At 55.3% G+C, this 21,648-nt stretch carries 24 protein-coding genes and 3 pseudogenes; 21 read left to right on the forward strand and 6 right to left on the reverse strand.

Annotated elements, in window-relative coordinates:
* The first annotated feature begins 7 nt into the window (after positions 1–7).
* Genes GXM22_RS05975 through GXM22_RS06000 form a run of 6 tightly spaced genes read left to right on the forward strand, consistent with a single transcriptional unit; the run spans position 8 to position 4,576 of the window.
* Positions 8–781, forward strand: a complete 774-nt coding sequence (locus tag GXM22_RS05975; protein ID WP_005934018.1) for an alpha/beta fold hydrolase — start codon at positions 8–10, stop codon at positions 779–781.
* An 11-nt stretch (positions 782–792) separates the two neighbouring features.
* Positions 793–1,635, forward strand: coding sequence for a class I SAM-dependent methyltransferase (locus GXM22_RS05980; protein WP_097772299.1), 843 nt, complete (start codon positions 793–795; stop codon positions 1,633–1,635).
* Positions 1,632–2,558, forward strand: a complete 927-nt coding sequence (locus GXM22_RS05985) for a ketopantoate reductase family protein (protein ID WP_005927504.1) — start codon at positions 1,632–1,634, stop codon at positions 2,556–2,558. Before GXM22_RS05980 ends, GXM22_RS05985 begins: the two co-directional genes overlap by 4 nt.
* Complete coding sequence (locus GXM22_RS05990) at positions 2,555–3,217, forward strand: L-2-amino-thiazoline-4-carboxylic acid hydrolase (protein WP_005927508.1); 663 nt, start codon at positions 2,555–2,557, stop codon at positions 3,215–3,217. The genes GXM22_RS05985 and GXM22_RS05990 overlap by 4 nt, the downstream gene beginning before the upstream one ends.
* Positions 3,214–3,810 carry an L-2-amino-thiazoline-4-carboxylic acid hydrolase gene (locus GXM22_RS05995; RefSeq protein WP_005934009.1) on the forward strand — a complete coding sequence of 199 codons (597 nt, stop codon included), beginning with the start codon at positions 3,214–3,216 and terminating at the stop codon, positions 3,808–3,810. Before GXM22_RS05990 ends, GXM22_RS05995 begins: the two co-directional genes overlap by 4 nt.
* 19 nt (positions 3,811–3,829) lie before the next feature.
* Positions 3,830–4,576: an alpha/beta fold hydrolase gene (locus GXM22_RS06000; RefSeq protein ID WP_005934007.1), complete on the forward strand. Its 747-nt coding sequence runs from the start codon at positions 3,830–3,832 to the stop codon at positions 4,574–4,576.
* Positions 4,577–4,733: 157 nt separating this feature from the next.
* On the opposite strand, the gene GXM22_RS06005 is transcribed toward GXM22_RS06000, so the two are convergent.
* The 3 genes from GXM22_RS06005 to GXM22_RS06015 all read right to left on the reverse strand — a co-directional run bounded on the left by GXM22_RS06005 (position 4,734) and on the right by GXM22_RS06015 (position 8,525).
* On the reverse strand, positions 4,734–5,867 hold the full coding sequence (locus tag GXM22_RS06005; RefSeq protein ID WP_005934005.1) for an SLC13 family permease: 1,134 nt from the start codon (positions 5,865–5,867) through the stop codon (positions 4,734–4,736).
* A 65-nt stretch (positions 5,868–5,932) separates the two neighbouring features.
* Positions 5,933–6,865, reverse strand: a complete 933-nt coding sequence (locus tag GXM22_RS06010; RefSeq protein WP_035394413.1) for an AEC family transporter — start codon at positions 6,863–6,865, stop codon at positions 5,933–5,935.
* Positions 6,866–7,133: 268 nt separating this feature from the next.
* A complete protein-coding gene (locus GXM22_RS06015; protein ID WP_035394411.1) occupies positions 7,134–8,525 on the reverse strand; it encodes a sodium-dependent transporter in 1,392 nt (463 codons plus the stop codon).
* 196 nt (positions 8,526–8,721) lie between these two features.
* Between GXM22_RS06015 and GXM22_RS15455 the strand changes: the two are divergent.
* The 3 genes and pseudogenes from GXM22_RS15455 to GXM22_RS06030 form a co-directional block, all read left to right on the forward strand.
* Positions 8,722–8,934 (forward strand): annotated as a pseudogene (locus GXM22_RS15455) (helix-turn-helix domain-containing protein); the annotation flags it as partial.
* Positions 8,928–9,194 (forward strand): annotated as a pseudogene (locus tag GXM22_RS06025) (TnpV protein); the annotation flags it as partial. The pseudogenes GXM22_RS15455 and GXM22_RS06025, both read left to right, overlap by 7 nt.
* 47 nt (positions 9,195–9,241) lie before the next feature.
* Positions 9,242–9,808: a CPBP family intramembrane glutamic endopeptidase gene (locus tag GXM22_RS06030; protein ID WP_005933994.1), complete on the forward strand. Its 567-nt coding sequence runs from the start codon at positions 9,242–9,244 to the stop codon at positions 9,806–9,808.
* 99 nt (positions 9,809–9,907) lie between these two features.
* Here GXM22_RS06030 and GXM22_RS15415 read toward each other — a convergent pair.
* Positions 9,908–10,066: pseudogene (locus GXM22_RS15415) on the reverse strand (helix-turn-helix domain-containing protein); the annotation flags it as partial.
* Positions 10,067–10,169: 103 nt separating this feature from the next.
* On the opposite strand from GXM22_RS15415, the gene GXM22_RS06035 reads away from it, so the two are divergent.
* On the forward strand, positions 10,170–10,280 hold the full coding sequence (locus GXM22_RS06035; protein ID WP_306414105.1) for a sigma factor-like helix-turn-helix DNA-binding protein: 111 nt from the start codon (positions 10,170–10,172) through the stop codon (positions 10,278–10,280).
* Positions 10,281–10,312: 32 nt separating this feature from the next.
* On the opposite strand, the gene GXM22_RS06040 is transcribed toward GXM22_RS06035, so the two are convergent.
* A complete protein-coding gene (locus GXM22_RS06040) occupies positions 10,313–10,978 on the reverse strand; it encodes a Crp/Fnr family transcriptional regulator (protein ID WP_005933988.1) in 666 nt (221 codons plus the stop codon).
* A 99-nt stretch (positions 10,979–11,077) separates the two neighbouring features.
* On the opposite strand from GXM22_RS06040, the gene GXM22_RS06045 reads away from it, so the two are divergent.
* On the forward strand, positions 11,078–11,797 hold the full coding sequence (locus GXM22_RS06045; protein WP_005933981.1) for an ATP-binding protein: 720 nt from the start codon (positions 11,078–11,080) through the stop codon (positions 11,795–11,797).
* A gap of 40 nt (positions 11,798–11,837) precedes the next feature.
* On the opposite strand, the gene GXM22_RS06050 is transcribed toward GXM22_RS06045, so the two are convergent.
* Positions 11,838–12,794 (reverse strand): pyruvate kinase, encoded by a 957-nt coding sequence (locus GXM22_RS06050; protein ID WP_147585144.1) that lies wholly within the window; start codon positions 12,792–12,794, stop codon positions 11,838–11,840.
* A 327-nt stretch (positions 12,795–13,121) separates the two neighbouring features.
* Between GXM22_RS06050 and GXM22_RS06055 the strand changes: the two genes are divergently transcribed.
* The 10 genes from GXM22_RS06055 (at position 13,122) to obgE (ending at position 21,533) form a co-directional block, all read left to right on the forward strand.
* Positions 13,122–13,586, forward strand: coding sequence for an Hsp20/alpha crystallin family protein (locus GXM22_RS06055; RefSeq protein ID WP_005933975.1), 465 nt, complete (start codon positions 13,122–13,124; stop codon positions 13,584–13,586).
* 174 nt (positions 13,587–13,760) lie between these two features.
* Positions 13,761–14,228, forward strand: a complete 468-nt coding sequence (locus GXM22_RS06060) for a GNAT family N-acetyltransferase (RefSeq protein ID WP_187115648.1) — start codon at positions 13,761–13,763, stop codon at positions 14,226–14,228.
* On the forward strand, positions 14,215–14,499 hold the full coding sequence (locus tag GXM22_RS06065) for a pentapeptide repeat-containing protein (RefSeq protein ID WP_005933968.1): 285 nt from the start codon (positions 14,215–14,217) through the stop codon (positions 14,497–14,499). Before GXM22_RS06060 ends, GXM22_RS06065 begins: the two co-directional genes overlap by 14 nt.
* A 263-nt stretch (positions 14,500–14,762) precedes the next feature.
* Positions 14,763–15,575 (forward strand): M15 family metallopeptidase, encoded by an 813-nt coding sequence (locus GXM22_RS06070; RefSeq protein WP_005933963.1) that lies wholly within the window; start codon positions 14,763–14,765, stop codon positions 15,573–15,575.
* A gap of 19 nt (positions 15,576–15,594) precedes the next feature.
* Entirely contained in the window at positions 15,595–16,878 is a 1,284-nt protein-coding gene (locus GXM22_RS06075; protein ID WP_005933958.1) for a M16 family metallopeptidase, read from the forward strand.
* Complete coding sequence (gene yfmH, locus GXM22_RS06080) at positions 16,871–18,190, forward strand: EF-P 5-aminopentanol modification-associated protein YfmH (RefSeq protein WP_005933954.1); 1,320 nt, start codon at positions 16,871–16,873, stop codon at positions 18,188–18,190. The genes GXM22_RS06075 and yfmH overlap by 8 nt, the downstream gene beginning before the upstream one ends.
* Positions 18,187–19,245, forward strand: coding sequence for a prolipoprotein diacylglyceryl transferase (gene lgt, locus GXM22_RS06085; protein WP_005933951.1), 1,059 nt, complete (start codon positions 18,187–18,189; stop codon positions 19,243–19,245). The genes yfmH and lgt overlap by 4 nt, the downstream gene beginning before the upstream one ends.
* 131 nt (positions 19,246–19,376) lie before the next feature.
* Complete coding sequence (gene rplU, locus GXM22_RS06090) at positions 19,377–19,688, forward strand: 50S ribosomal protein L21 (RefSeq protein ID WP_035394408.1); 312 nt, start codon at positions 19,377–19,379, stop codon at positions 19,686–19,688.
* 14 nt (positions 19,689–19,702) lie between these two features.
* A complete protein-coding gene (rpmA, locus tag GXM22_RS06095) occupies positions 19,703–19,954 on the forward strand; it encodes a 50S ribosomal protein L27 (RefSeq protein WP_005923362.1) in 252 nt (83 codons plus the stop codon).
* 295 nt (positions 19,955–20,249) lie between these two features.
* Positions 20,250–21,533, forward strand: coding sequence for a GTPase ObgE (gene obgE, locus GXM22_RS06100; protein WP_005933947.1), 1,284 nt, complete (start codon positions 20,250–20,252; stop codon positions 21,531–21,533).
* The last annotated feature ends 115 nt before the right edge of the window (positions 21,534–21,648 follow it).

Genomic DNA, 21,648 nt, shown 5'->3' on the forward strand with positions numbered 1-21,648 from the left:
AGAGACAATGAAGTTTAAGACATTGGGAAATCGGAATGCTCCCGCTGTTTTGTTTTTTCACGCAATGGGCGTGACGGGGGAGAGCAGCGAACCGGTTGCAAACTATTTACAGGATCGGTATTTCTGCATTTTACCTACCTCCACCGTGTACTGCAAAGGGCAGAAATATGTCAGCAAGGCGGACGAGGTTCGTCAGGTGGAAGAATACCTGAAATCGCAGGGGGTGGAACGCCTTGAACTGGTTGTGGCTTCTTCGATCGGTGCTGACCTTGCCATGGCGTTTTTGACAGGCACGAAGCTGCCCATCGGACATGTTTTCTTTGACGGCGGGCAGTTTGCACAAATCGGAAAAGGTACGCGCCGCATGATGACACCGTTTCTGTATCTGGCCATCAAGAGCCTGTACTGGTCAAAGAGCGGCACATTGAAAAAGATCCTGTGGTGTGACGATGATTCCATAAAGCCGTATTTTATAGCCGCAGGGAAAAATCTGACCTACACAAATTTGCGGCGACAGATTCTGGACAGCCTGGAGGATAAACCCTTTCCAGCACTTTCCGAAGAACTGCAAAAGCATCTCTATTTCGAGTTTGGCAGCATAGAAGATCATTTCAAATACCGTCAAGCGGTGATAGAAGCCTATCCCTGCGGCAATTACCCCATATTTGAAGGATACGATCACATGCAATATCAGATTCGTGATCCGAAGGGCTTTGCTGAAATGCTGGCATTTATCGCTGAGCAGGACGGTATGCCGAAGCTGCCGTTTATCAGAAAGTGAGAGGACCCGATATGAAATACAAAATCGAGAAAAACACCGTGCAGGAGACGCTGATCCTCCCGCTGTATTCCCGGAAGCTGTGCACCGAACTGTACCCAAACCTTTATCGGGACGAAACAGCGGTGCATCTGATCGACCAGATCGACTACGACTTTTCAGAGGCAGAGAAAAACTCCCGCAGCCTGATGCAGCGGTTCGGTGCGCTGGAGGTCGCCATGCGGCAGAATGACCTTGCCTTTGAGGTGCAGGCATACCTGAAAACGCACCCCTGCGCGGCAGTGGTCAATCTGGGCTGCGGGCTGGATAACACCGGCAGAGCCTGCGACAACGGCAGATGCAAGATCTACAATCTGGACTTTCCGGATGTGATTGCCTTGCGGCAGCAGCTGCTGCCCGCCGGGGAGCGGGAGCAAAACATCCCCTGCGACCTGAAAGACCCCGCATGGTTTGACAAGATCGATGCCTCCGGCGGGGCGGTGTTTTTTGCCTCCGGGGTGTTCTATTACTTCCTGACCCAGCAGGTCAAGGCGCTGGTGCAGGGGATGGCGGACGCTTTCCCCGGCGGAGTGCTGGTCTTTGATGCTGCCAACCGCACGGCGGTAAAGATGATTGCCAAAACATGGCTCAGAACGGCAAAAATCAAGGATGTGGGAGCATATTTCGCGGTTTCGGATGCCCCCAAGGAGATTGGCGAGTGGGACAGCCGTCTGCAGGTCACAAGCCGCGGCTATATGCTGGGTTACAACGATTTGAAAGATCCTTCCGTCAGCGGCTTTTTCCGATTCCTCGCAAAGGTTGGAGACAACGGGATGAAAATGCAGATCGTGAAGATCAGATTTGGAGGCAAGAAATGAAGATTCTGGTATATGGTGCAGGCGTTCTGGGGTGCAATCTGGCAAGAAATCTGCTGCGCGCCGGAAAGGATGTCACTCTGCTTGCGCGGGGAAACTGGGCTGCGGAGATCAAGCAGAACGGCCTGCGGATCAAGGACAAATTTTCGCTCCGCACCTCGGTCAGCCGCATTCCGGTGGTGACTGAACTTGCACCGGATGCAATGTACGATGTGATCTTTGTGGTCCTGCGCTATACACAGCTGGATTCCGTTCTGGACACGCTGCGGGCGAACCGGACGAAGAACATCGTTTTTGTGGGCAACAACGTACAGACAAAAGCATTGGCGGCGGCACTTCCGGAAAAGAACGTCCTGTTTGCCTTTGCGCTTTCTGCGGGGCATCGGGAGGTTGACCGGGTTGTCTCCATCGACCTGAAAAAGATCACCATCGGACAGCTGCCGGGTGCAATCTCCAATAAACAGCTGATCGGGCGCATCTTCCACGGCACAAAATATAAGGTCGTTTACGAGCCGAACATGGAGGACTATCTGCTCTGCCATGCCGCGTTTGTGATGCCTGCGGCCTTCGCCTGCTATAAGACAGACGGCGACCTGAAAAAGCTCAGGGGCGATACCGCGTACCTGAACCGTGTGCTGGATGCCAACATCGAGGGATACCGCGCCATCCGAGATGCCGGGCACACCATTCTGCCCAAGGAGGATGCAGACTTTGAAGGGGAGAAATACCGCAAGACCTGCCTGCGCTTTTTCAAGCTGATGTGCGCCACCTCGCTGGGAAAACTCTGCGCCTCCGACCATGCCATGAACGCCATCGACGAAATGAGTGCGCTGAACCGGGATCTTAAGAAATTTTTCGATGAACATGGCGCAGCCTACCCGGTATGGCAGGCACTGGAAACGGAAGCCGGGAGGTATCTGCAATGAAATACGCCGGGATGCCTATGGGAATGTGGGTGCTGTTTTCAGGCTCCTTTCAAAAGCAGCTGACCGCTGTGCTGGGCTATGATGCAGCCACCGCAAGAGCCATCACGAAAAAGGCAAAGCCGCAATACCGGCAGATCATCCGCAGGCTACCGGAGTTTGAAAAAGCGGACCGCTTCAAGATGAACATCGTCAACTGCGCAATGCTCGGCGCGTTCATCCTCTCCATGCCGCAACGTCCGGAGGTGGACAGGCTGACGGATTACTACGCAAAGTCCATGATGACAAAGCCCATGCAGTGGTTCTGCCGCAAGAGCGGAAAAAGCAAGTTTACCCCAAAGGATATTGCCGCCATGAAGGCCACCGCTGCTCTGAAAGCCGCCGACCGCAACCCCTACTCGTGGAACATGGAATTTTACGAATACCCTGACGGCAGCGGCTATGAAGGACGCTTTACCAAGTGCGGCATCTGTGTGCTGATGAAGGAACTGGGGCTGTACGATCTGACCCCTGCCCTGTGCCATCTGGACTACACCATGAGCGAAGCGGGCGCTGCGACGAACTTTGTGCGGCAGTACACTCTCGCCTCCGGCGGCCCATACTGCGACTGCGGGTATAAAAAGAAGGGCTTCGTGAAAGCTGGAACGGAGGCAGGACGATGAAGGAAACCTATCTCTCCCGTGATTTCCGGGAGACTGTGGCACTGCGCTTTCCCGCGCGGGCAAAGGAACTGAACACCGCTTTCGATATACGCCTGAGTGCGTTGCTGGCTGAAAATGCGGGTGCAAGCAAGGAAAAGCAATATCACCTCAAGCGGCAGATATTGCCGGGCATTTCGGCCTACGAGACCTTGCAGCGGGTCATGCCGAAAGAGGAGGCACTGCAAACCGTTCACGGCTATGTGGAGCACTTGGCGAGAACGAGCCACAAACAGCTTGCCGCCCTGCTGCACATACCGGGGCTTTACCGCCTTGTTCCCGGCGTTTTCGTCAAATCCACCCGGAGCGTTTTCGGCCCGGCGGCGGGCTTTGCCCCAAAAGAACTGCAGACCGGTAACGGCGTCTGGCGTGTGGATATGATGAAGTGTCCCTATCACGACACCTGCGCAGAATACGGCTGCCCGGAGCTGTGCCGCTGCTTTTGTGACAGTGATGACATCAGCTATACCGGGCTGCATCCGAAGCTGATCTGGGAGAGAAGCATGACGCTAGGGCGTGGAAATGACCGTTGCGATTTCTGCATGAAGGTCAGATAATAGTGGGTGGCATATTGAAATGGAAATCAAACGATTCGGCAATATAGAGGGAAAGACCATGATGCTGCTGCACGGAAATCTTATGTGCTGGCGGCAGTTTGAGGATTTGATCCCGCTGCTGGAAAGGAAATTCTGCGTGTATGCCGTCAGCTTCGATGGCTTTGACGGAACAGGCAAAACAACCTACACGACCGCCCAGAATCAGGCGGACAAGTTGGCCGGTTATATTGAGAAAGAGCTTAACGGACGGCTGGATCTGCTTTTTGCAGAGTCGCTGGGCTGTGGACCGGCTGTTTTTCTGAAGGCTTCCCCAACCGTTCAGATCGATCGGATGATCCTCAGCGGGCCGGAGTATCTGGATTTCGGAGTGCTGAATCGACTGATTTTGAAGGTCATGCCGCAAAAGCAATATCGAACGGCACACGAAAAGTACATGCCTGCATGGGCGCTGCGCTTTATGGGGCAGACGGAGCAGGGAATGCAGACTATGCTCCGCCGTATCCCGGATCATATCAGATTGGAATCCGTCCGGGCCACTTGGGAGGCAGGACTTTATCTCTATCGAACGGACTTTTTGGTACAGCCCGATGCAAAGGTCGCCTGTTGGTACGGAGAAAAAGAAGGGCACATGAAAAAGGCTATCCAGCGGCTGCGGACGGCATATCCGAGCCTGATCGTCCGCTGTTTCCCCGGTTTCGGCCATGGCGAGATCATCAATCATCCGGCACTGCTTGTGTCGGAGCTGGAACGCTTTTGGCTATTATGATTACGAACAGGAAGCGAAGAAAATGAAGAAAGAAGAAACAAAGCGGTTTATCCGCTGGTGCATACGATAAAACCAAAGGGAGTTCTGCCCGGACCTTCGTCCGTGACGGAACTCCCTTTTTTAGCTTTATAGAAAAACCATAAGTCATCTGCCCCGGTCAACGGAGCAAGAACCACACGCCCAGCAGGATCGCAAGGAAGATCAGGTTGGATAGGGTGAACAGCCCAAAATACTGCTTCTTCCCCTGTGGCAGCTCCCGTGCAATCTGCCGGTAGGAAATAAGACTGGCCATGGATGCGATCAAAGTGCCAAGACCTCCCAGATTGGTGCCGATGATGAGGGCTTGTGTCTCTGCCGTGAACCCGGACAGCAGCAGGGCGGCGGGAACATTACTGGTGACCTGCGAAGCAAGAACCGCCACCAGCACTTCCCGGCCGGTCAGAAACTCCTGCAGCCAGCCGGAAAATGCCGGAATGCGCCCCAGATTGCCAATGAAGATGAAAAAAGCCACAAAGGTCAAAAGCAGGGAATAGTCCACTGCCCGTAAGGTGTGCGGGTCTGCAAAAAGAACGCAGACGAGTACAGCGGCAAAGGCGATGCCATAGGGCAGCACCCGGATCACGGACAGCAGGCAAACGGCAAACAGAACCAGATACAGCAGGATGATCTTCTGATCCCCCTGAGATGCAGAAGAAGAAACAAGCTCGTCCACGGAGAGGGTGGCAGAGGCTTTCCGGCAGACCAGCGCTGCCCAAGTCGGCAGCAGGAGCAGAGAGACCAGTGTGTAGGGCAGCATAAGAAGCACAAATCCCCCGATGCTCATGCCGCTTTTTCCGTAAAGATAGAGGTTCTGCGGGTTGCCGATGGGGGTCAGCATACTGCCAAGGTTTGCCGCAATGGTCTGCATACAGACCACCGGGACCAGAAGGGAGCGGCGGACATCCGCTTCCAAACGGCTCAGGACCACGAACGTAAAGGGAACGAAGGTCAGCAGGGAAACATCGTTGGTGATGAACATGCTTCCGAAAAAGCACAGCCCGACCAGTACCAGTGTCAGCTGAAAGGTGCTGTGGGTGCGGGACAGCAATGCCCGTCCCAGGCCATCAAAAAAGCCCTGCCGCCGCAGCCCGGCCATGACCGTCATCAGGGAAAACAGGATCGCCAGCGTGCGCAGGTCGATGTAGCCGAGATACTGCACATCCGGTGGAACAAAGAAGGCGGAGACAACGGCCAGCACAGCGGCTGCGGTGAGGACCGTTTCCTGCTGAATGAATTGTTTGAGTAGTTTCATAGAGACACATCCTTGTAGTTGTAAAGGCTGCCCTGCTACGGTGCCGGACGGCCTTTTTTTGTATTTCAGAGCAACAGCTCAAACAACCCGATCATCAGCGGCATGGTCAGGATGGAAAGCAGCGTGCTCAGGACATAGATCGCGCTGGAATGAGAAGCATCCCGGTCATAGAGCTGTGCCATGGAGGTGACCGTTGCACAGGCGGGGGTAATGGCAGAAAGGTAGACCGTCATCAGGATGGACTTGCCGTCCGGGATCCAAAGGGATGCGTGAACTGCCCAAAGTAGCAGGACGATGACCAGCGGAACACCCAGCAGACGCAGAAATACCGGCAGATAGTTGCGCGGGGTGCAGAAAACCTTTTTGAGGGGGACTTCCGCAATGGCCATGCCTGCCAGCAGCATTCCCATGGGGCCGATCATATTGCCGACACTGCTCAGTGTGCTGGTGATTGGGGCGGGCAGCGAGATGTGCAGCAGGTACAGCAGAGCACCGGCTGCAATGGCAATCAGATTGACATTGGTAAGGAGCTTGCGCCATTCCAGCCGGGCAGACCCCTGCAGGCAGGCACTGGCATGGGTCCAGAGCAGCACCAGCTGTACAATGACAAAGGCGCAGGAGTAGACAACATATTCCTCCCCCAGCAGGGCCTGCACGATGGGAATGACCAGCGCGGCGGCATTGCTGTAAATGACATTGACCTGCTCCACTGCGTCCAGCTTGAGAACTTTGCGGAACAGCGCATTCAGAAGCAGAAATACAACGTGCATTCCAACGGCGATGCCCATGGAATAAAGCAGCCCGGTGCGGATCTCCGGTGTATCCTTGATCTGAAAGGCGTTCAGAACGACACAAGGCATGACCAGATAGACAAAGACCACAGACAGCACCTTACTGTCCGATGCCTTCAACAAGCCGGTTTTCACAACGGCATATCCCATCAGCAGAATCAGAAATAGCTGCGCGATCTGCTGCATCAATAAAAGGCTGATTTGCATTTGAATCTCCTCTTTTGCAATTCGTTTTTGCAGCACCATCCTACTCCATTGGCGGGACATCGTCAAGAGAAAACAGAAAAAATGCGATCAGAATAAGAGAAAAACGGATGGCTCCGCAGAACCATCCGATAAAACTGGTATCATCAGTCTTTCCGATACTTATATGCACCCTCAATGGCGTGGATCAGGTGATAACGGAACCGAGCGTGTCGGGGTAAATCCCTTTCTGCTCGTCCGGTTTCCCAAAAGCCAGCGGGGGCTTCACGGCTTAAGCAAGGATCCCGGTGGACTGCAAAAACAGCACCAGCATCATCACCGGAGCAACATATCGGATCATCACCCGGTAGAGTTTCTTGCGGCGGAAGGTCTCGCCGTTGCGCTGCATCTCGTCAATGACGTAATCCGGTGTCATGACCCAGCCAATCAGGATGGTGGACAGCAGGGCAATGAAAGGCATCATAACACTGTTGCTGACATAGTCCATGATATCCAACAGCTGACCCACCGATCCGTTGGGAAGCTGTACTTCAAAATAGAAGATGCTGTAACCCAGCGCAATGATGGCGGAAGCGGCCAGATAGATGACCGCCAGCACAAGCACCGTCTTTTTGCGGCCCGAGTGGAAGATCTCCATGCAGTTGGCGGTGATGGATTCCAGCACCGAGATGCAGGAAGTCAGGGTGGCAAAAATGGCAGTGACAAAGAACAGGATGCCAACGAACATGCCCGCCTTGCCCATGGCGTTGAATACCTTGGGCAGCGAGACGAACATCAGGCTGGGGCCTGCGCTCATGCCCTCGGTGCCAGAGAAAACATACACGGCGGGGATGATCATGGCACCGGCCAGCAGGGCTACGCCGGTATCGAAGATCTCAATCTGATTCACCGCTTTGTTCAGGTCTACGTCCGGTTTGACGTAGGAACCGTAGGTGATCATAATGCCCATGGACACGCTGAGGGAGAAGAACAGCTGGCTCATGGCATCCAGCAAAATCTGCAAAAAGCGGCTGACAGTCAGCCCTTCCATGTGCGGGGTCAGGTAGTAGCGCAGACCCTCCAGACCGGTGCGCATCTGGCCGGAGGCATCCTCGTGGCGCAGGGTGAGGGCGTAACCCGCAATCACCACCACCAGAACCAGCAGAATGGGCATCATGTAGCGGGACACCCGCTCAATGCCTCCCTCCACGCCGTTGTACACGATGAAAGCAGTCACGCCCATGAACAGCAGAGCGAACACCACAGGGGAGACTGGCGAGGTGATGAAGCTGGTAAAATAACCGTCCTCAGCAGCGGCAGCAGACTGTCCGGTCAGGTAGACTGCCGCATATTTCGTGATCCACCCGCCGATGACGGCATAGTAGGTCATAATCAGAACTGGCACCAGAAAAGTCAGGATGCCGAGGAATTTCCACTTGGGGCGCATCGTCTCGTAGGCGCGGATGGCACTCTGCTTTGTGCGGCGGCCAATGGCGATATCCGAGGTGAGCAGCGTGAAACCGAAGGTCAGCACCAGCACCAGATACACCAGCAAAAACAAACCGCCGCCATCTTTTGCGGCAAGGTACGGGAACCGCCACAGGTTGCCGACACCCACCGCACTTCCGGCGGCAGCAAGGACAAATCCGATTTGTCCGGAGAAACTGCTTGCTTTCTTTTCCATGATTCTGAAACTCCTATCCATATTTCCTATTGTAATATAGTATAACATGAAGTATCATATCAGTAAACCGAATAAATTTACTATGACCTATAAATTTTGCTTATGGAGCGCTTGAGATGCGGGAACAAAAAGAAAGGAAAAGCACAATCCAGACGGTATCAGCGGCAGACAACAAGAATAAATTGTGATTTCATAAGATTGGTGTTATAATAAGAGAAAAGTTCCTGCCGGGGCAACCGCCCGGTGGTATGGATAGAAAAGCAGGAAAACAATATGCACATCAACTATAAACCACTCTGGCGCACTGATAGAGCGTGATATGAGAAAAGAAGATTTAAGGCTTGCCGCCGGTATGACAACGAATATGATTGCCAACATGAGCAAAGAGGGAAAGCACATCAGCACGGACGGATGCACCGGGAATATTTGAGAAAAGTCCACCCAGCCAGATTGAACACATTGATACTGACCGGAGAATTGTGGACATATCTTGCAGACCTGAACGAACAGGCACAGGAACGGTTAGATACCATCATGGAGCAGATAAAAATTGCCGAGGGCGTAACCGAGAAATTAAAGTGTACCCGTCAAATGGAATGGGTGCGGCGATGCAATAACATTCACAATCGGGCAGAAGAAATTATTCTGCATGAGATAATTTATTCATAATAGTATGGTGTCAGGATTATGACAAATCAGAGGTTAAAAGGTGCGTTATGTTAAAAAGCATAGGGTTATATTTTAGAAAAATAGATTTTCTGAATTTTGCAGTTGGGGCTATAATGCCAATCATTGTATTGTTTATAGTTTATTCATCAGTCAAATCAAATATAATTCTTCAAGACACTGGTTTTTTATCACTGTTGATGAATCATAAAGGAAAAATCATATTTTACTTTTTCGTGTCCTTTATTGAAGAAGTTATTTTTAGAGGAATTATTTTTGGGCTGTTGCTGCAAAAATGTAAAAATAAGTATTTGAGTTGCGTAATCGCTGCACTTATTTTTACACTACCACATATTTTTAATACCGATAATATTTCTGTTCTGGTAATGTTTATTTTTCCTTTTCTATATGGAATATTTGCCAATGAAATGTTTTACACTACAAAGAGTATTTGGATGCCTACAGGATTTCATTGGTTATGGAATTATACAATAACAAGTTTGTTTCTTGTTACAGGAACACAAAGTTTCATATATGTACATATCATAGCAGCAATGGTTATAATGATACCGTTGTTTTACATTGTTATTGGGAAAACACGCCTAAGTGGCGATTGATAGCTTACAATTTATCGCTTTACACAATATCAACTGAATAACCACAGCACGAACCGCTGCTACATGGAAGCCAACAAACCATGCAACAGCGGTTTTTCTTTACCGTTTTTTCCTCTGGCTGATAGGCGTTCCCATTTTCTTTGACTTTTTGAGAATCCGAATGAGCCAGCGAAATTCTTCGTCTGACAGATTTTTATAGTCGATACCAAGCTGCTTGCAGTAAAGTACAACGAGCTTTTCATCCCGGCTACCCTTGAAAATTGAATATGCAGCTTCAGGTACTTCCAGACAATGATACTTCCGTAATTCGCGGCTCGGTCATAAAGAAGACGGGCTGGCGGGTCAGCCGCCCCTGACCCAACTGGAAACGGCACAGCTGCTCCAGATCAGCAGAAGTTATGTCTCAAGGCTTGAGACCCACGCACTGGAACAGTTGCGCAAAGGCTGGCTTCAAGAATCACCGGGAGAATAAAGGGTGCCGCCTGCGGGCGGCGCATGGAGCGATCAACGGGTCAACAGTTCAAAGTGATTCCGCTTGGTGACCAGCAGCCCTTCCTTTTGCAGCTTGGAAAGCTCCACCGACATGGCGGCACGCTCCACGCAGAGAAAATCCGCCAGCTGCTGACGGTCAAAGGGAATGTCAAAGGAAAGGGAGGACTGCCGGATGGATTCGGCAGACAGGTAGGACAGCAGTTTTTCCCGGGTGGTGCGCTTGCTGACATGGGTGATCTTATCGTTAAAAAGCAGTATTTTGTTTGCCAGAACGCTGACCAGATTGCGGATGAGTTTCTGGTGATGGTCGCAGGCGGTGGGGCAGGAGGTGAGCAGCCGCTTGACGTTCAGCAGCAGAATTTCGCAATCCTCCTCTGCCACCACGCTGATGTTCAGGATGGCACCGGGGGTGGCGGCGTAAGGCTCCCCGAAAAAGTCTCCGGTATTGCACTTGGACAGGATGTTGCGGTGTCCCCAAAGATCCTCCTGGATCACAAGGGTGGAGCCGGACAGTACCAGCCCCATGACCTCTGTGGAATCTCCGGCACGGAAAATGTAGGAGCCCCGGGGCCGGGTGATTTTCGCTGCACTGACACAGTGCAGGATGGACAAAATCTCATTGTCGGTAAGCCCGGTAAAAAAGGGGCAGTTCCGTAGAACAGGCAGATATTTTTGCATAAAAGCCCTCCTTGTTGGAATTCAAACATACAAGCTGCCTTTAGTATACTATAATAAGGATGCAAATGCAAAAAACACCCACAACAGGAGAGTATAGATATGATTCGGAAGATCATCCATATTGACGAAGAAAAATGCAACGGCTGCGGCTTGTGCGCAACCGCCTGCCATGAAGGTGCCATTGATATCATCAACGGCAAGGCAAAGCTGGTGCAAGAGAATTTCTGCGATGGCTTTGGCGACTGCCTGCCGGGCTGCCCCACCGGTGCCATCACCTTTGAAGAGCGGGAAGCTCCCGCTTACGACGAGGCGGCGGTGCAGGAGAACAAAAAGAAAAAGGAGCTGCAGGAGAAGATGAAGCATCTCCACGAGGGAGGCTGCCCCGGCTCCCGGATGCGGATGCTGGAACAGCCGGAGGCCGCCGAAAGCGCAGCTTCTGCCCCCGTGCAGTCAGTTTCCCGGCTCCGTAACTGGCCGGTGCAGATCAAGCTGGCACCTGTCCATGCGCCCTACTTTGAGGGCGCAAAGCTACTGATCGCAGCGGACTGCACGGCCTATGCCTACGCCAATTTCCATCAGGAATTTATGCGCGGCAAGGTGACCCTCATCGGCTGCCCGAAGCTGGATGCTGTGGATTACAGCGAAAAGCTGACCGAGATTCTGCGCAGCAACGACATCCAGAGCGTGACCATCCTCCGCATGGAGGTGCCCTGCTGCGGCGGCTTGGAGATGGCCGCAAAAAAGGCACTGCAGACCAGCGGAAAGTTCATTCCGTGGCAGGTGGTCACCATTTCCATTGACGGAAAAATTCTGGACTAAATGCGGCAACACAGATCGACCGAGTGTCTTTGACTTTGGGTTATTCCAAGGCGGTGCGGGCAGTGCGCACAAGATACTCCATGGCCTCCACCGGGTACTGCCCGGCGGCGGTCTCCCCGGTGAGCATCACGCTGGAAGCGCCGTCTGCTACGGCGTTGTAGATGTCGCTGACCTCGGCGCGGGTGGGGACCGCCCGGCTGCACATACTGTCCAGCATCTGGGTCACCACCATAAAGGACACCCCGGCAGACCGGCAGACCGCCGAAAGCTGTTTCTGACACCGGGGCAGCTCCCACAGGGGTATGGCGTTGCCAAGGTCCCCGCGGGCAATGACCACTTCATCCACAAGGGGCAGGAACTCCGGCAGGGCCTGTACCCCCGCAAGGCTCTCGATCTTGGCAAAAATGCGGATCTGCCCGGCCCCGGCCTGTTCCAGCGCCCGGCGCAGGGTGCGGATGTCCTCAGCCCCCCGCACGAAGGGAAGCATCACCCCGGTAACGCCGCAGGCTCCCGCCAGCTGCAGGTTTTGCAGGTCCTCCTCCGTCAACGTGGGGGAGGCCACCGTCAGCCCCGGTGCCGCAAGGCTTTTACGGCTTTGCAGGGTGCCGCCCCGTACCACAGTACACTGCAGGGCAGCGCCATCGGCTTCGGCCACCTGCACAAGGAGCCTGCCGTCGTCCAGCAGGAGGTCCTGGCCCGGCCGGGCTGCATGCACCAGCGCCGCCGGGCAGGGGACACCCCCTTGCCCCAGCCGGAGGCTCTGGCCTGGTTCCAGCACAAGGGGCTGGGGCAGCGTGCCAATGCGCAGCTCCGGCCCCTGCAGGTCGATGAGCAGCTGGGGGATGCCCACGGCGTGGATGATATCCAGCCAGTCTTTGTGGGCCGAAAGGGGCCCGTGGGAAAGGTTCATGCGGATGCCCGTCATGCCAGCTTCCACCATGCGCTGCAAGGTCTCCAGCTGGGCACAGGCGGGGCCAATGGTACCATAAAATTCCAAAAAATCACCCGGTTTCGTTTTTTCCTATTGTAACACGGAACGGGACCGTTGAAAAGTGCCAAACCAGGCGGCAACGAAAAAAAGCGTGGCAGCCCGCCCCAAAGGGGAAAACGGGGAGAGCCAGAACCAAGAAATTGTTGCAGAAGTATTATTTTTTCGTGAATATTAGCACTCTACTATTGACATTGCTAATTAACGGTGCTATAACAGTGGCGTGCTCAGGAGGAAGGGCAAAAGGAGAGCCGCTAGGCTCCCCGGAAAGCCCTTCTGAATGGGCGCTTCAGATTTTTTGCCCCGACCCGAACGCCGGGATTGGAGGAATGATTTATGCTTATGCCGACTGTTTTCCATGAAAACCTGTTCGATGATTTCTTCGATCCGTTCTGGAATGACGCTGCACTGGAACGTATGATGAACCGTGAGGCGCGTGATACCTTTGGTAAGCGCGGTGCAAACATGATGAAGACCGATGTCAAACAGACGGACAACGGCTACGAAGTAGCGGTTGATCTGCCGGGCTGCAAGAAGGAAGACGTTCAGATGGATCTGAACGACGGCTACCTGACCATTCAGGCAGTGCGCAGCCACAGCAATGACGAAAAGGATCAGAAGGGTCGCTATCTGCGGCGCGAGACCTTCTCCGGCACCTGTGCACGCAGTTTCTACGTGGGCGATGTGAAGAAGGAAGACATCCATGCAAAGTTCGAGGATGGCGTCCTGCATGTTGAGCTGCCTGCTCCTCAGCAGACGAAGGCTTTGCCTGAGAACCCGAATCTGATTGAAATCGAGTAAAATGCCGGTCGTGTGTGCCAAGTCACACACGCACATAAGATGGTCCCGGAGAGCTGCAACAAGCCCTCCGGGGCCATTTTTGTTTCCTGATATCTTTTCCGCAGAGAGAGATCATGGTATACTGAGAACGACAACTCGGGATTTGTGCGACCGATTACAGGAAGGAGAAGGATAATGGCTATCACATTAAAGAAAGCAACGAGAGAAGATATAGAAACCATCTGGAAAATGCAAGTAGAGGCATTTACAGAGCTTTTAGATAAATATCAAGATTTCGATATGAGTCCGGCAACTGAAAGCTTAGAAAAAATAATCGCTAAATTTGAACAGCCTTGGACAACTTATTATTATATCGTTGAGAATGATATAGTTGTTGGTGCAGTACGAATAGTTAATAAAAACGATGGAAGTAGAAAAAGAATTTCGCCAATTTGGATTATGGGTGAATTTCGCAATAAAGGATATGCTCAACAAGCAATGATTGAACTTGAAAATATATATGGTTCTGACCATTGGTGTTTGGATACAATTTTACAAGAAAAGGGAAATCTACATCTATATGAGAAAATGGGATATGTTCAAACTGGAAAGGTTGAGCATATAAACGAAAAAATGGATATAGTATTCTATGAAAAAAATTGACGAAGAAATCAGACAGACAACTTCTGGTTTATCAAAGAAGAAAACTGAGATCGTGGGTTCCATGTTTGCCAAGTGCGAGATGCAGATGGTGAATTTCATGGGCACAGAGCTGCACGAAACGGAATTTTACCAGTGTGATCTGCGGAAAGCCGACTTCCGGGATGCCACAGGCTATAAGGTGGATATTCTGGGCAGCCGCCTGAAGGATGCGAAATTCTCGCTGCCGGAGGCCGTGAATCTGCTGGCAGACCTGAAGATCAAGCTGTCCTGAACGAGTCCTCTGCCACGGCAGCCGGTCACCCTCTCCATTGACGGGAAAATTCTGAATTGAGGAAAGCGCTTTAACGCGGGATTTTTATAAACCCCAAAGGGAGTTCTGCTCGGACGTTCGTCCGTAACGGAACTCCCTTTTTTGAAAGACACAATTTTTTAACATCCCTTTCCGTTTACACCCCGGCGAAAGAAGTGTATAATAAAATAATGTAATTGTGCGGCTGTGCATTGCGAAATGATGTGAGAAGGGAACCGATATCGATGAACCAAAACAAGCAAGCGCCCCGGCGGCGGATGACCCGGCGGGAGTGGAGGATCCGGCGCTGCCTGCGTCTGGCACGGAACTGGGCCGTGTTTCTGGCGGCCTGCGGCGCGGCTGTTGCCCTGATGACCAGCGGCATTTTATGGCTGCTGCCCAAGGCCCACGCCCTGATCGCGGGGCCGGAGACCTTTGTGGCCAGAAACTACGATGGCACCGAATACCAGCTGAACCTTGCCGATGCCCGGCTGGTGCTGGTGAACGGGAATCTGCCGCTGGACGCAGAGCCTGCCCCGGCCCTTGCGGTGGCGGATGATGCCACGGGCCAGCAGCTGGAAGCGGAAGCCGCAGAGCAGTACCGCGCCATGGCGGCAGCTGCGGCGGCAGACGGTATCACGCTGGAACTGGTGACGGGCTATCAGGATGTTTCCGCACGGGAAGCGGCCTTTGATGCCCGGAAGCAGGTGTATCTGGAAAAGGGGCTTTCCGAAGAGGAGGCAGCGGCCTATGCCGCCTGCGTCTGCCCTCCGGCCAATGCCAGCGAGCAGGCCACCGGCTATGCGGCGGACATTCTCAGCCCGGACTGCACCGAAAAGACCACCCGCTTTGCCGATACCCGCGCCTACGAGTGGCTGACCGCCTACGCTGCGGAGTATGGCTTTGTCCTCCGCTGGCCGGAGGAGCGGCAGGCCGCCACCGGCATGGTATACGAGCCCTGGCACTGGCGCTATGTGGGGGTGGAAAATGCCCTCGCCATCCGCGCGTCCGGGCTCTCGCTGGAGGAGTTCCTTGCACTGGAGCGCACAAAGCTGTAACAAAAAAGGAGAACGACTGTTGAGACGAACCGAGATCGCGCCCGGGGTCCATCTTTCCTGGGACCCGGCGCAGAAATTCAACCGCTGCCGGATCAGCATCCACTTTGCGTTTCCGGCACGGCGGGAGACGGCAACCGCCCACGCCCTGCTGCCTCTGTTGATGGAGCGGGGCTATGCGGATTGCCCGGATATGACCCAGATGACCAAAAAGCTTGCCCGGCTGTACGGCGCGGACCTGACCGTGGATGCCCGCCCGCTGGGTGCAAACCACAACCTCTGCGTCAGTGTGACCGGCATCAAGGACCGCTTTGCACTGGAGGGCGAGGCCCTGACTCGGGAGTATGCCGCGTTGGCGCTGGGCACGGCGTTCCATCCCTATTTTGTGGGCGGTGTGTTTGACCCGGAGGCGGTCGCCATCGAAAAGCAGATGCTGAAAAAGGCGCTGGAGGATGAGATCAACGAAAAGCGCATCTACTGCCAGCGGCAGGCCAACCGGGAGTTCTTTGGGAGCAGCCCCGCCGGCATCCGGCAGGAGGGCTATCTGGACGAGGTGGACGGTCTGACCCCGGAGACGCTGACAGAGGCTTATCGTGAGATGCTCCGCACCGCCAGCATTGAGCTGCTGGTGCTGGGCTGCGGGGAAGCGGAGACCGAGCAGGTGAAGCAGGCCCTGCTGGAAGAGCTTTCCCACATCGGGCGGGCCCCGCTGCCATTGTGCGAGAACCTTGCCATGCCCCGGCAGGATGCCGTGCGCAGGGTAGAGTGCTTTGATACGGTGCAGGCCAAGCTCTGCATGCTGTTCACGCTGGGCGTGCCCATGCGCCCCGACCAGATGGCGGCGGTGCGGCTTGCCATGGCGCTGTATGGCGGCAGTGTGACCAGCCGCCTGTTCCTGAACGTGCGGGAACGGGATCATCTGTGCTATTACTGCTCGTCCAGCTTCCAGAGCTTTACCGGGAGCATGGCTGTGAACAGCGGCGTGGAGCACGCCGACGCGGCCCGGGCCGAAAAAGCGATCCTGAAGGAGCTGGATGACCTGCGCAGCGGCCCCATCACGGCTGAGGAACTTGAGGACTGCCGCCGCTCCCTGCTGAGCGGGATGGCGGGTATTGAGGATACGCTGGGCGGCATTGAGACCTGGTATTACATGGAGGTGCTGCGGGGCGGCCCGGTGCAGACCCCGGACGATGCCCGCGCGGCCCTGCAGGCTGTGACCGAGGAGGATGTCCGCACCGTTCTGCGGCAGCTGACCCTTTCAGTCAGCTATCTTCTGACCCGAGAGGAGGAGAGCGCCCATGCCTGAACAGAACACGAACCGTGCCCTGACCGAGGCCGCCGCCGATGAGTGGAAGGTGCTGCCCTCGGGCCTGACGGTGCTGGTGCGGCCCATGCCGGGCTATTCCGGCACTCATGTCATCTATGCCACCCGCTTTGGCTCCATCGACCGGGATTTCCGGGTGGACGGCAGGGAAGTGCACCTGCCCGCCGGTGTGGCGCATTTTCTGGAACACAAGATGTTTGAGGATGAGGACGGCGATGCCTTTGCAAAGTTCGCCAAGACCGGTGCCAATGCCAATGCCTTTACCAGCTTTGACCGCACCTGCTACCTGTTTACCGCCACCGAGCAGCTGGACGAAAGCCTGGATGTGCTGCTGGGCATGGTGGGCCGGCCCTACTTTACTGAGCAGACCATCGCCAAGGAGCAGGGCATCATCGGGCAGGAGATCAAAATGTATGATGACAGCGCCGACTGGCGGCTCATCACCGGCCTGTGCGAGTGCCTGTATCACAGCCACCCCATCCGCAGCGACATTGCGGGCACGGTGGAAAGCATTGCAGAGATCACGCCGGAGATGCTGTACGACTGCTGCAAGGCGTTCTATGCCCCCAACAACATGGTGCTGGCCGCCGCAGGCAGCACCAGCATGGAGCAGATCCTGGCGGCCTGTGCGCGCCACGGCCTGATGGAAGCGCGCCCGGTGGAGCGGGTGCAGCGGCTCTGGACAGAGGAACCCATGACGCTGGCCGCTGCCGAAAAGACCATTACAATGCCGGTGTCCAAGCCCTGCTTCGGCATCGGCTTCAAGGAGCAGCCGCTGCAGCATGACGACCTGCGCAGCGAGATCCTGTATGACCTCATCCTCTGCTGCATCTCTGGCGGCATGTCGAGGCTCTACCGGAAGCTCTATGATGAGGGCCTGACCAATCCCGGCTTTGGCGGGGAGGTGCTCCGGGTGGACGGTTGCTGCTGCATCCTGTTCACCGGCGAGAGCGATGTGCCCGACACCGTGAAGCAGCTGCTGCTGGAGGAGATCCGGCGCATCCGTGCTGAGGGCGTGGACCGGGAGATCTTTACCCTGTGCAAGAATGAAAAATACGGCCAGCTGATCGAAAATCTGGAGAACGTGGAGGACTCGGCCAGCCAGATGGCAGACTTTGCCCTCAGCGGCCAGACCGTGGCCCAGCAGATCGCCACGCTGGCGGCGCTGACGGCAGAGGATGCCGACGCAGCGCTGCAGAAGATCCTGAGCGAGGAGCGGATGGCTGTGATGTACATCCAGCCCGACGGCACGGCCGGGGAAGAGCCGGACGATGAGGAGGAGATGGAAGAATGACGAATCTGGTGCAGTTTCCGGGGCTGGGGCTGAGCTTTGAGCTTGACCGTGTGGCCTTTTCCATCGGAGGCATGAACATTTACTGGTACGGTGTCTGCATTGCCGTGGGCATGTGCCTGGCGCTGGTGTTCGCCTTCCGGCACAGTGTGGAGTTTGGTGTGGATGCCGATGCCATGGTGGATGTCATCCTCATCGGCGTGGTCATGGGCATTCTGTGTGCCCGGCTCTACTATGTGGCCCTTTCGCCCTATCAGTACCACAGCCTGAAAGATGTGCTGGCCATCCGGGATGGCGGTCTTGCCATTTATGGCGGCGTCATCGGGGCCTTTCTGTTCGGAGGTCTGGCCTGCAAGTGGCGGAAGGTCCCCATGCTGCCCATGTTTGATCTGGCGGCCATGGGCTTCCTCATCGGGCAGGGCTGCGGCCGCTGGGGCAACTTTTTCAATCAGGAGGCCTTTGGCTGCAACACCACCCTGCCCTGGGGCATGTACAGCCAGGCGACCCACGATTACCTGACGAGCAGCGTGGTCACGGTGCCCAAAGGTGTGACCATCGACCCGAACCTGCCGGTGCATCCCACCTTTTTATATGAGAGCATCTGGTGCTTTGTGGGTCTGTTCTTGCTGGTGCGCTACATCAAAAAGCGCAGGTTTGCAGGGGATATCGCCCTGCGGTACCTCATCTGGTACGGTGCGGGCCGCTTCTGGATCGAAGCCCTCCGCACCGACAGCCTGCTGCTGGTGCCAAGCATCGGCCTGCGGGTGTCCCAGCTGGTGGCTGGCGTTGCCGTTGTGGGCGGCGTGATCGCCGAGATCCTCCTGACAAGGAAGTTCAGGGACAAGCCCCTGATGGTAGAGCTGCCTCTGAACAGCGAGAACCGGGCACGGATGAAAAAGCTGGACGGCCCCACCACTTTTGCGGGGACGGACGCTGCTCTGCCGGCCTCTGCATCCCGCGCGGAGTTCGTTGAGAAAACGGCAGCGTGGAATGAAACCGTAAAGGAAGCGCTGGACCGGCGCGAACACCCGGAAAAGAACGAAAAAAATCCGGAGTAAAGTGCAAAAAGCCCTTGCAAAGCGGACTTTTTTCTGCTATAATATTCTAGCCGCATGGTGTGGGCACCGGAAACGGCCCCGTGAGGGCCTGCCTTTACGACCAGCGAGTACAACGAAAAGGAATGAAACAAATGTACGCAATCATTGTTACCGGCGGTAAGCAGTACCGCGTGGAGCAGGGCGACATCGTCTACATCGAAAAGCTGGACGTTGAGGCCGACTCCGAAGTGAAGTTTGATCAGGTTCTCGCTATTGGCGAGGAGGGTTCTGTCAAGGTTGGCGCTCCCGTTGTTGAGGGCGCTTCCGTTTCTGCCAAGGTCATCAAGAATGGCAAGGGCAAGAAGCTGAACATCATCACCTATCGCGCAAAGAAGCACAGTGCTCGCCGCATGGGCCATCGTCAGCCCTACACCAAGGTTGAGATCACTGCGATCAACGGCTAAGGAGGTAAATTACAATGGCACATAAAAAGGGCGTAGGCAGCACCAAGAACGGCCGCGATTCCGCAGCACAGCGTCTGGGCACCAAGCGTGCAGACGGTCAGTTCGTTCTGGCCGGCAACATCCTGGTTCGTCAGCGTGGCACCCACATCATGCCGGGTGAGAACGTTGGCAAGGGCAGCGATGACACCCTGTTTGCTCTGGTTGACGGCACTGTCCGTTTTGAGCGCGTGGGCAAGAGCGGCAAGAAGTGCAGCGTGAAGCAGTAACTTCTGCCTGAAAAACTGCAACCCGAAGAGCCGGACCCTCGTGGCCCGGCTCTTTTTAGGTAACGAAAAAGCCTTTTCTGTTTGGAAATCAAACCTCTCAGTCCGCGCTTTGGCGCGGCCAGCTACGAGTTGCGGCTCCCAGCATCTGCTTCGTGTCAAGGTTGACACTCGCATCTTGCTGGCCGCGGCCCCAACAACAACTCCCTTAATCCGCCACTGGCGGTGGTCGTTGCCGTTGCCCCTAGTAGGGGAGCTGAATATAGGTAAAAGGCTTTTTAAGAATAGGAGGGGCTGTATGGCAGCACAAACCAATTTTATCGATATCGCCACCATCTGGCTCCATGCGGGCAAGGGCGGCGATGGCGCAGTGAGCTTCCATCGTGAGAAGTTCGTGGCCGCTGGCGGCCCGGACGGCGGTGATGGCGGCCGCGGCGGTGACATCATCTTTGTGGTGGATGATCATCTTTCCACCCTGATGGACTTCCGCTACAAGCGCAAGTACACTGCCCCCGAGGGCGGCAAGGGCGGCGCAAGCCTCTGCCACGGCAAGAATGCCGAAAACCTCATCATCAAGGTGCCGCTGGGCACCGTGATCAAGGACGCGGAGAGCGGGCTGGTCATCGCGGACCTGTCCGACCACACCCCCGTCACCATCGCAAAGGGCGGCCGCGGCGGCTATGGCAACGCACATTTTGCAACGCCTACCCGCCAGATCCCCAAGTTTGCCAAGCCCGGTATGCCCGGCGAGGACATCCAGGTGACGCTGGAGCTGAAGCTGATTGCTGATGTGGGCCTGATCGGCTTCCCCAATGTGGGCAAGTCTACCCTCATCTCTACCATCAGCGCGGCCAAGCCCAAGATCGCGAACTATCACTTCACCACGCTGGTGCCCACCCTGGGTGTCGTGTCGGTGGGTGAGGGTGCCGGCTTTGTCTGCGCCGACATCCCCGGCCTGATCGAGGGTGCCAGCGAGGGTGTCGGTCTGGGCCACGACTTCCTGCGCCATGTGGAGCGCTGCCGCCTGCTGCTGCATGTGGTGGATGTCTCCGGCAGCGAGTGCCGTGAGCCGGTGGAGGACTTTGAAAAGATCAACGAGGAGCTGGCAAAGTTCAGCCCCGAGCTGGCACAGCGCCCCCAGATCGTGGTGGGCAACAAGTGCGACCTGGCCACCGAGGAGCAGATCGAGAGCTTCCGCAGCTATGTGGAGGGCAAGGGCCTGACCTTTGTGCCCATCTCTGCCGCCACCATGCAGGGCGTGCGGGAGCTGCCGGGCCTGGTCTACAACCGCCTGAAGGATATCCCGCCGGTGCCCGTGTTCACCCCCGAGTACAAGAAGCCCGAGCCCAAGGCCAACGACCGTGCTTATACCATCCAGCGGCTGGAGGCCCATGTGTGGAGCATCGACGCGCCCTGGCTGGAGTATATCCTGGCCGGCAGCAATGTGGATGACTACGAGAGCCTGCAGTATTTCCAGCGTCAACTGGACGAGAGCGGCATCCTGACCGAACTGGTGGAAAAGGGCGTGCAGGAGAACGACACCATCCTCATTGGTGAATATCAGTTCGATTATATCTTCTAAAGGAAAGGTTTCAGCTCTGTCCAACCTCTCCGTCATCATCGCTTCGCTCGATGCCACCTCCCCTAGTAGGGGAGGCCTTGGCATATCGTCGCATTTTCGAGTGTTGGCGCTTCGC

Origin of the sequence: Faecalibacterium duncaniae, assembly GCF_010509575.1 — a bacterium.
Lineage (GTDB): Bacteria > Bacillota > Clostridia > Oscillospirales > Ruminococcaceae > Faecalibacterium > Faecalibacterium duncaniae.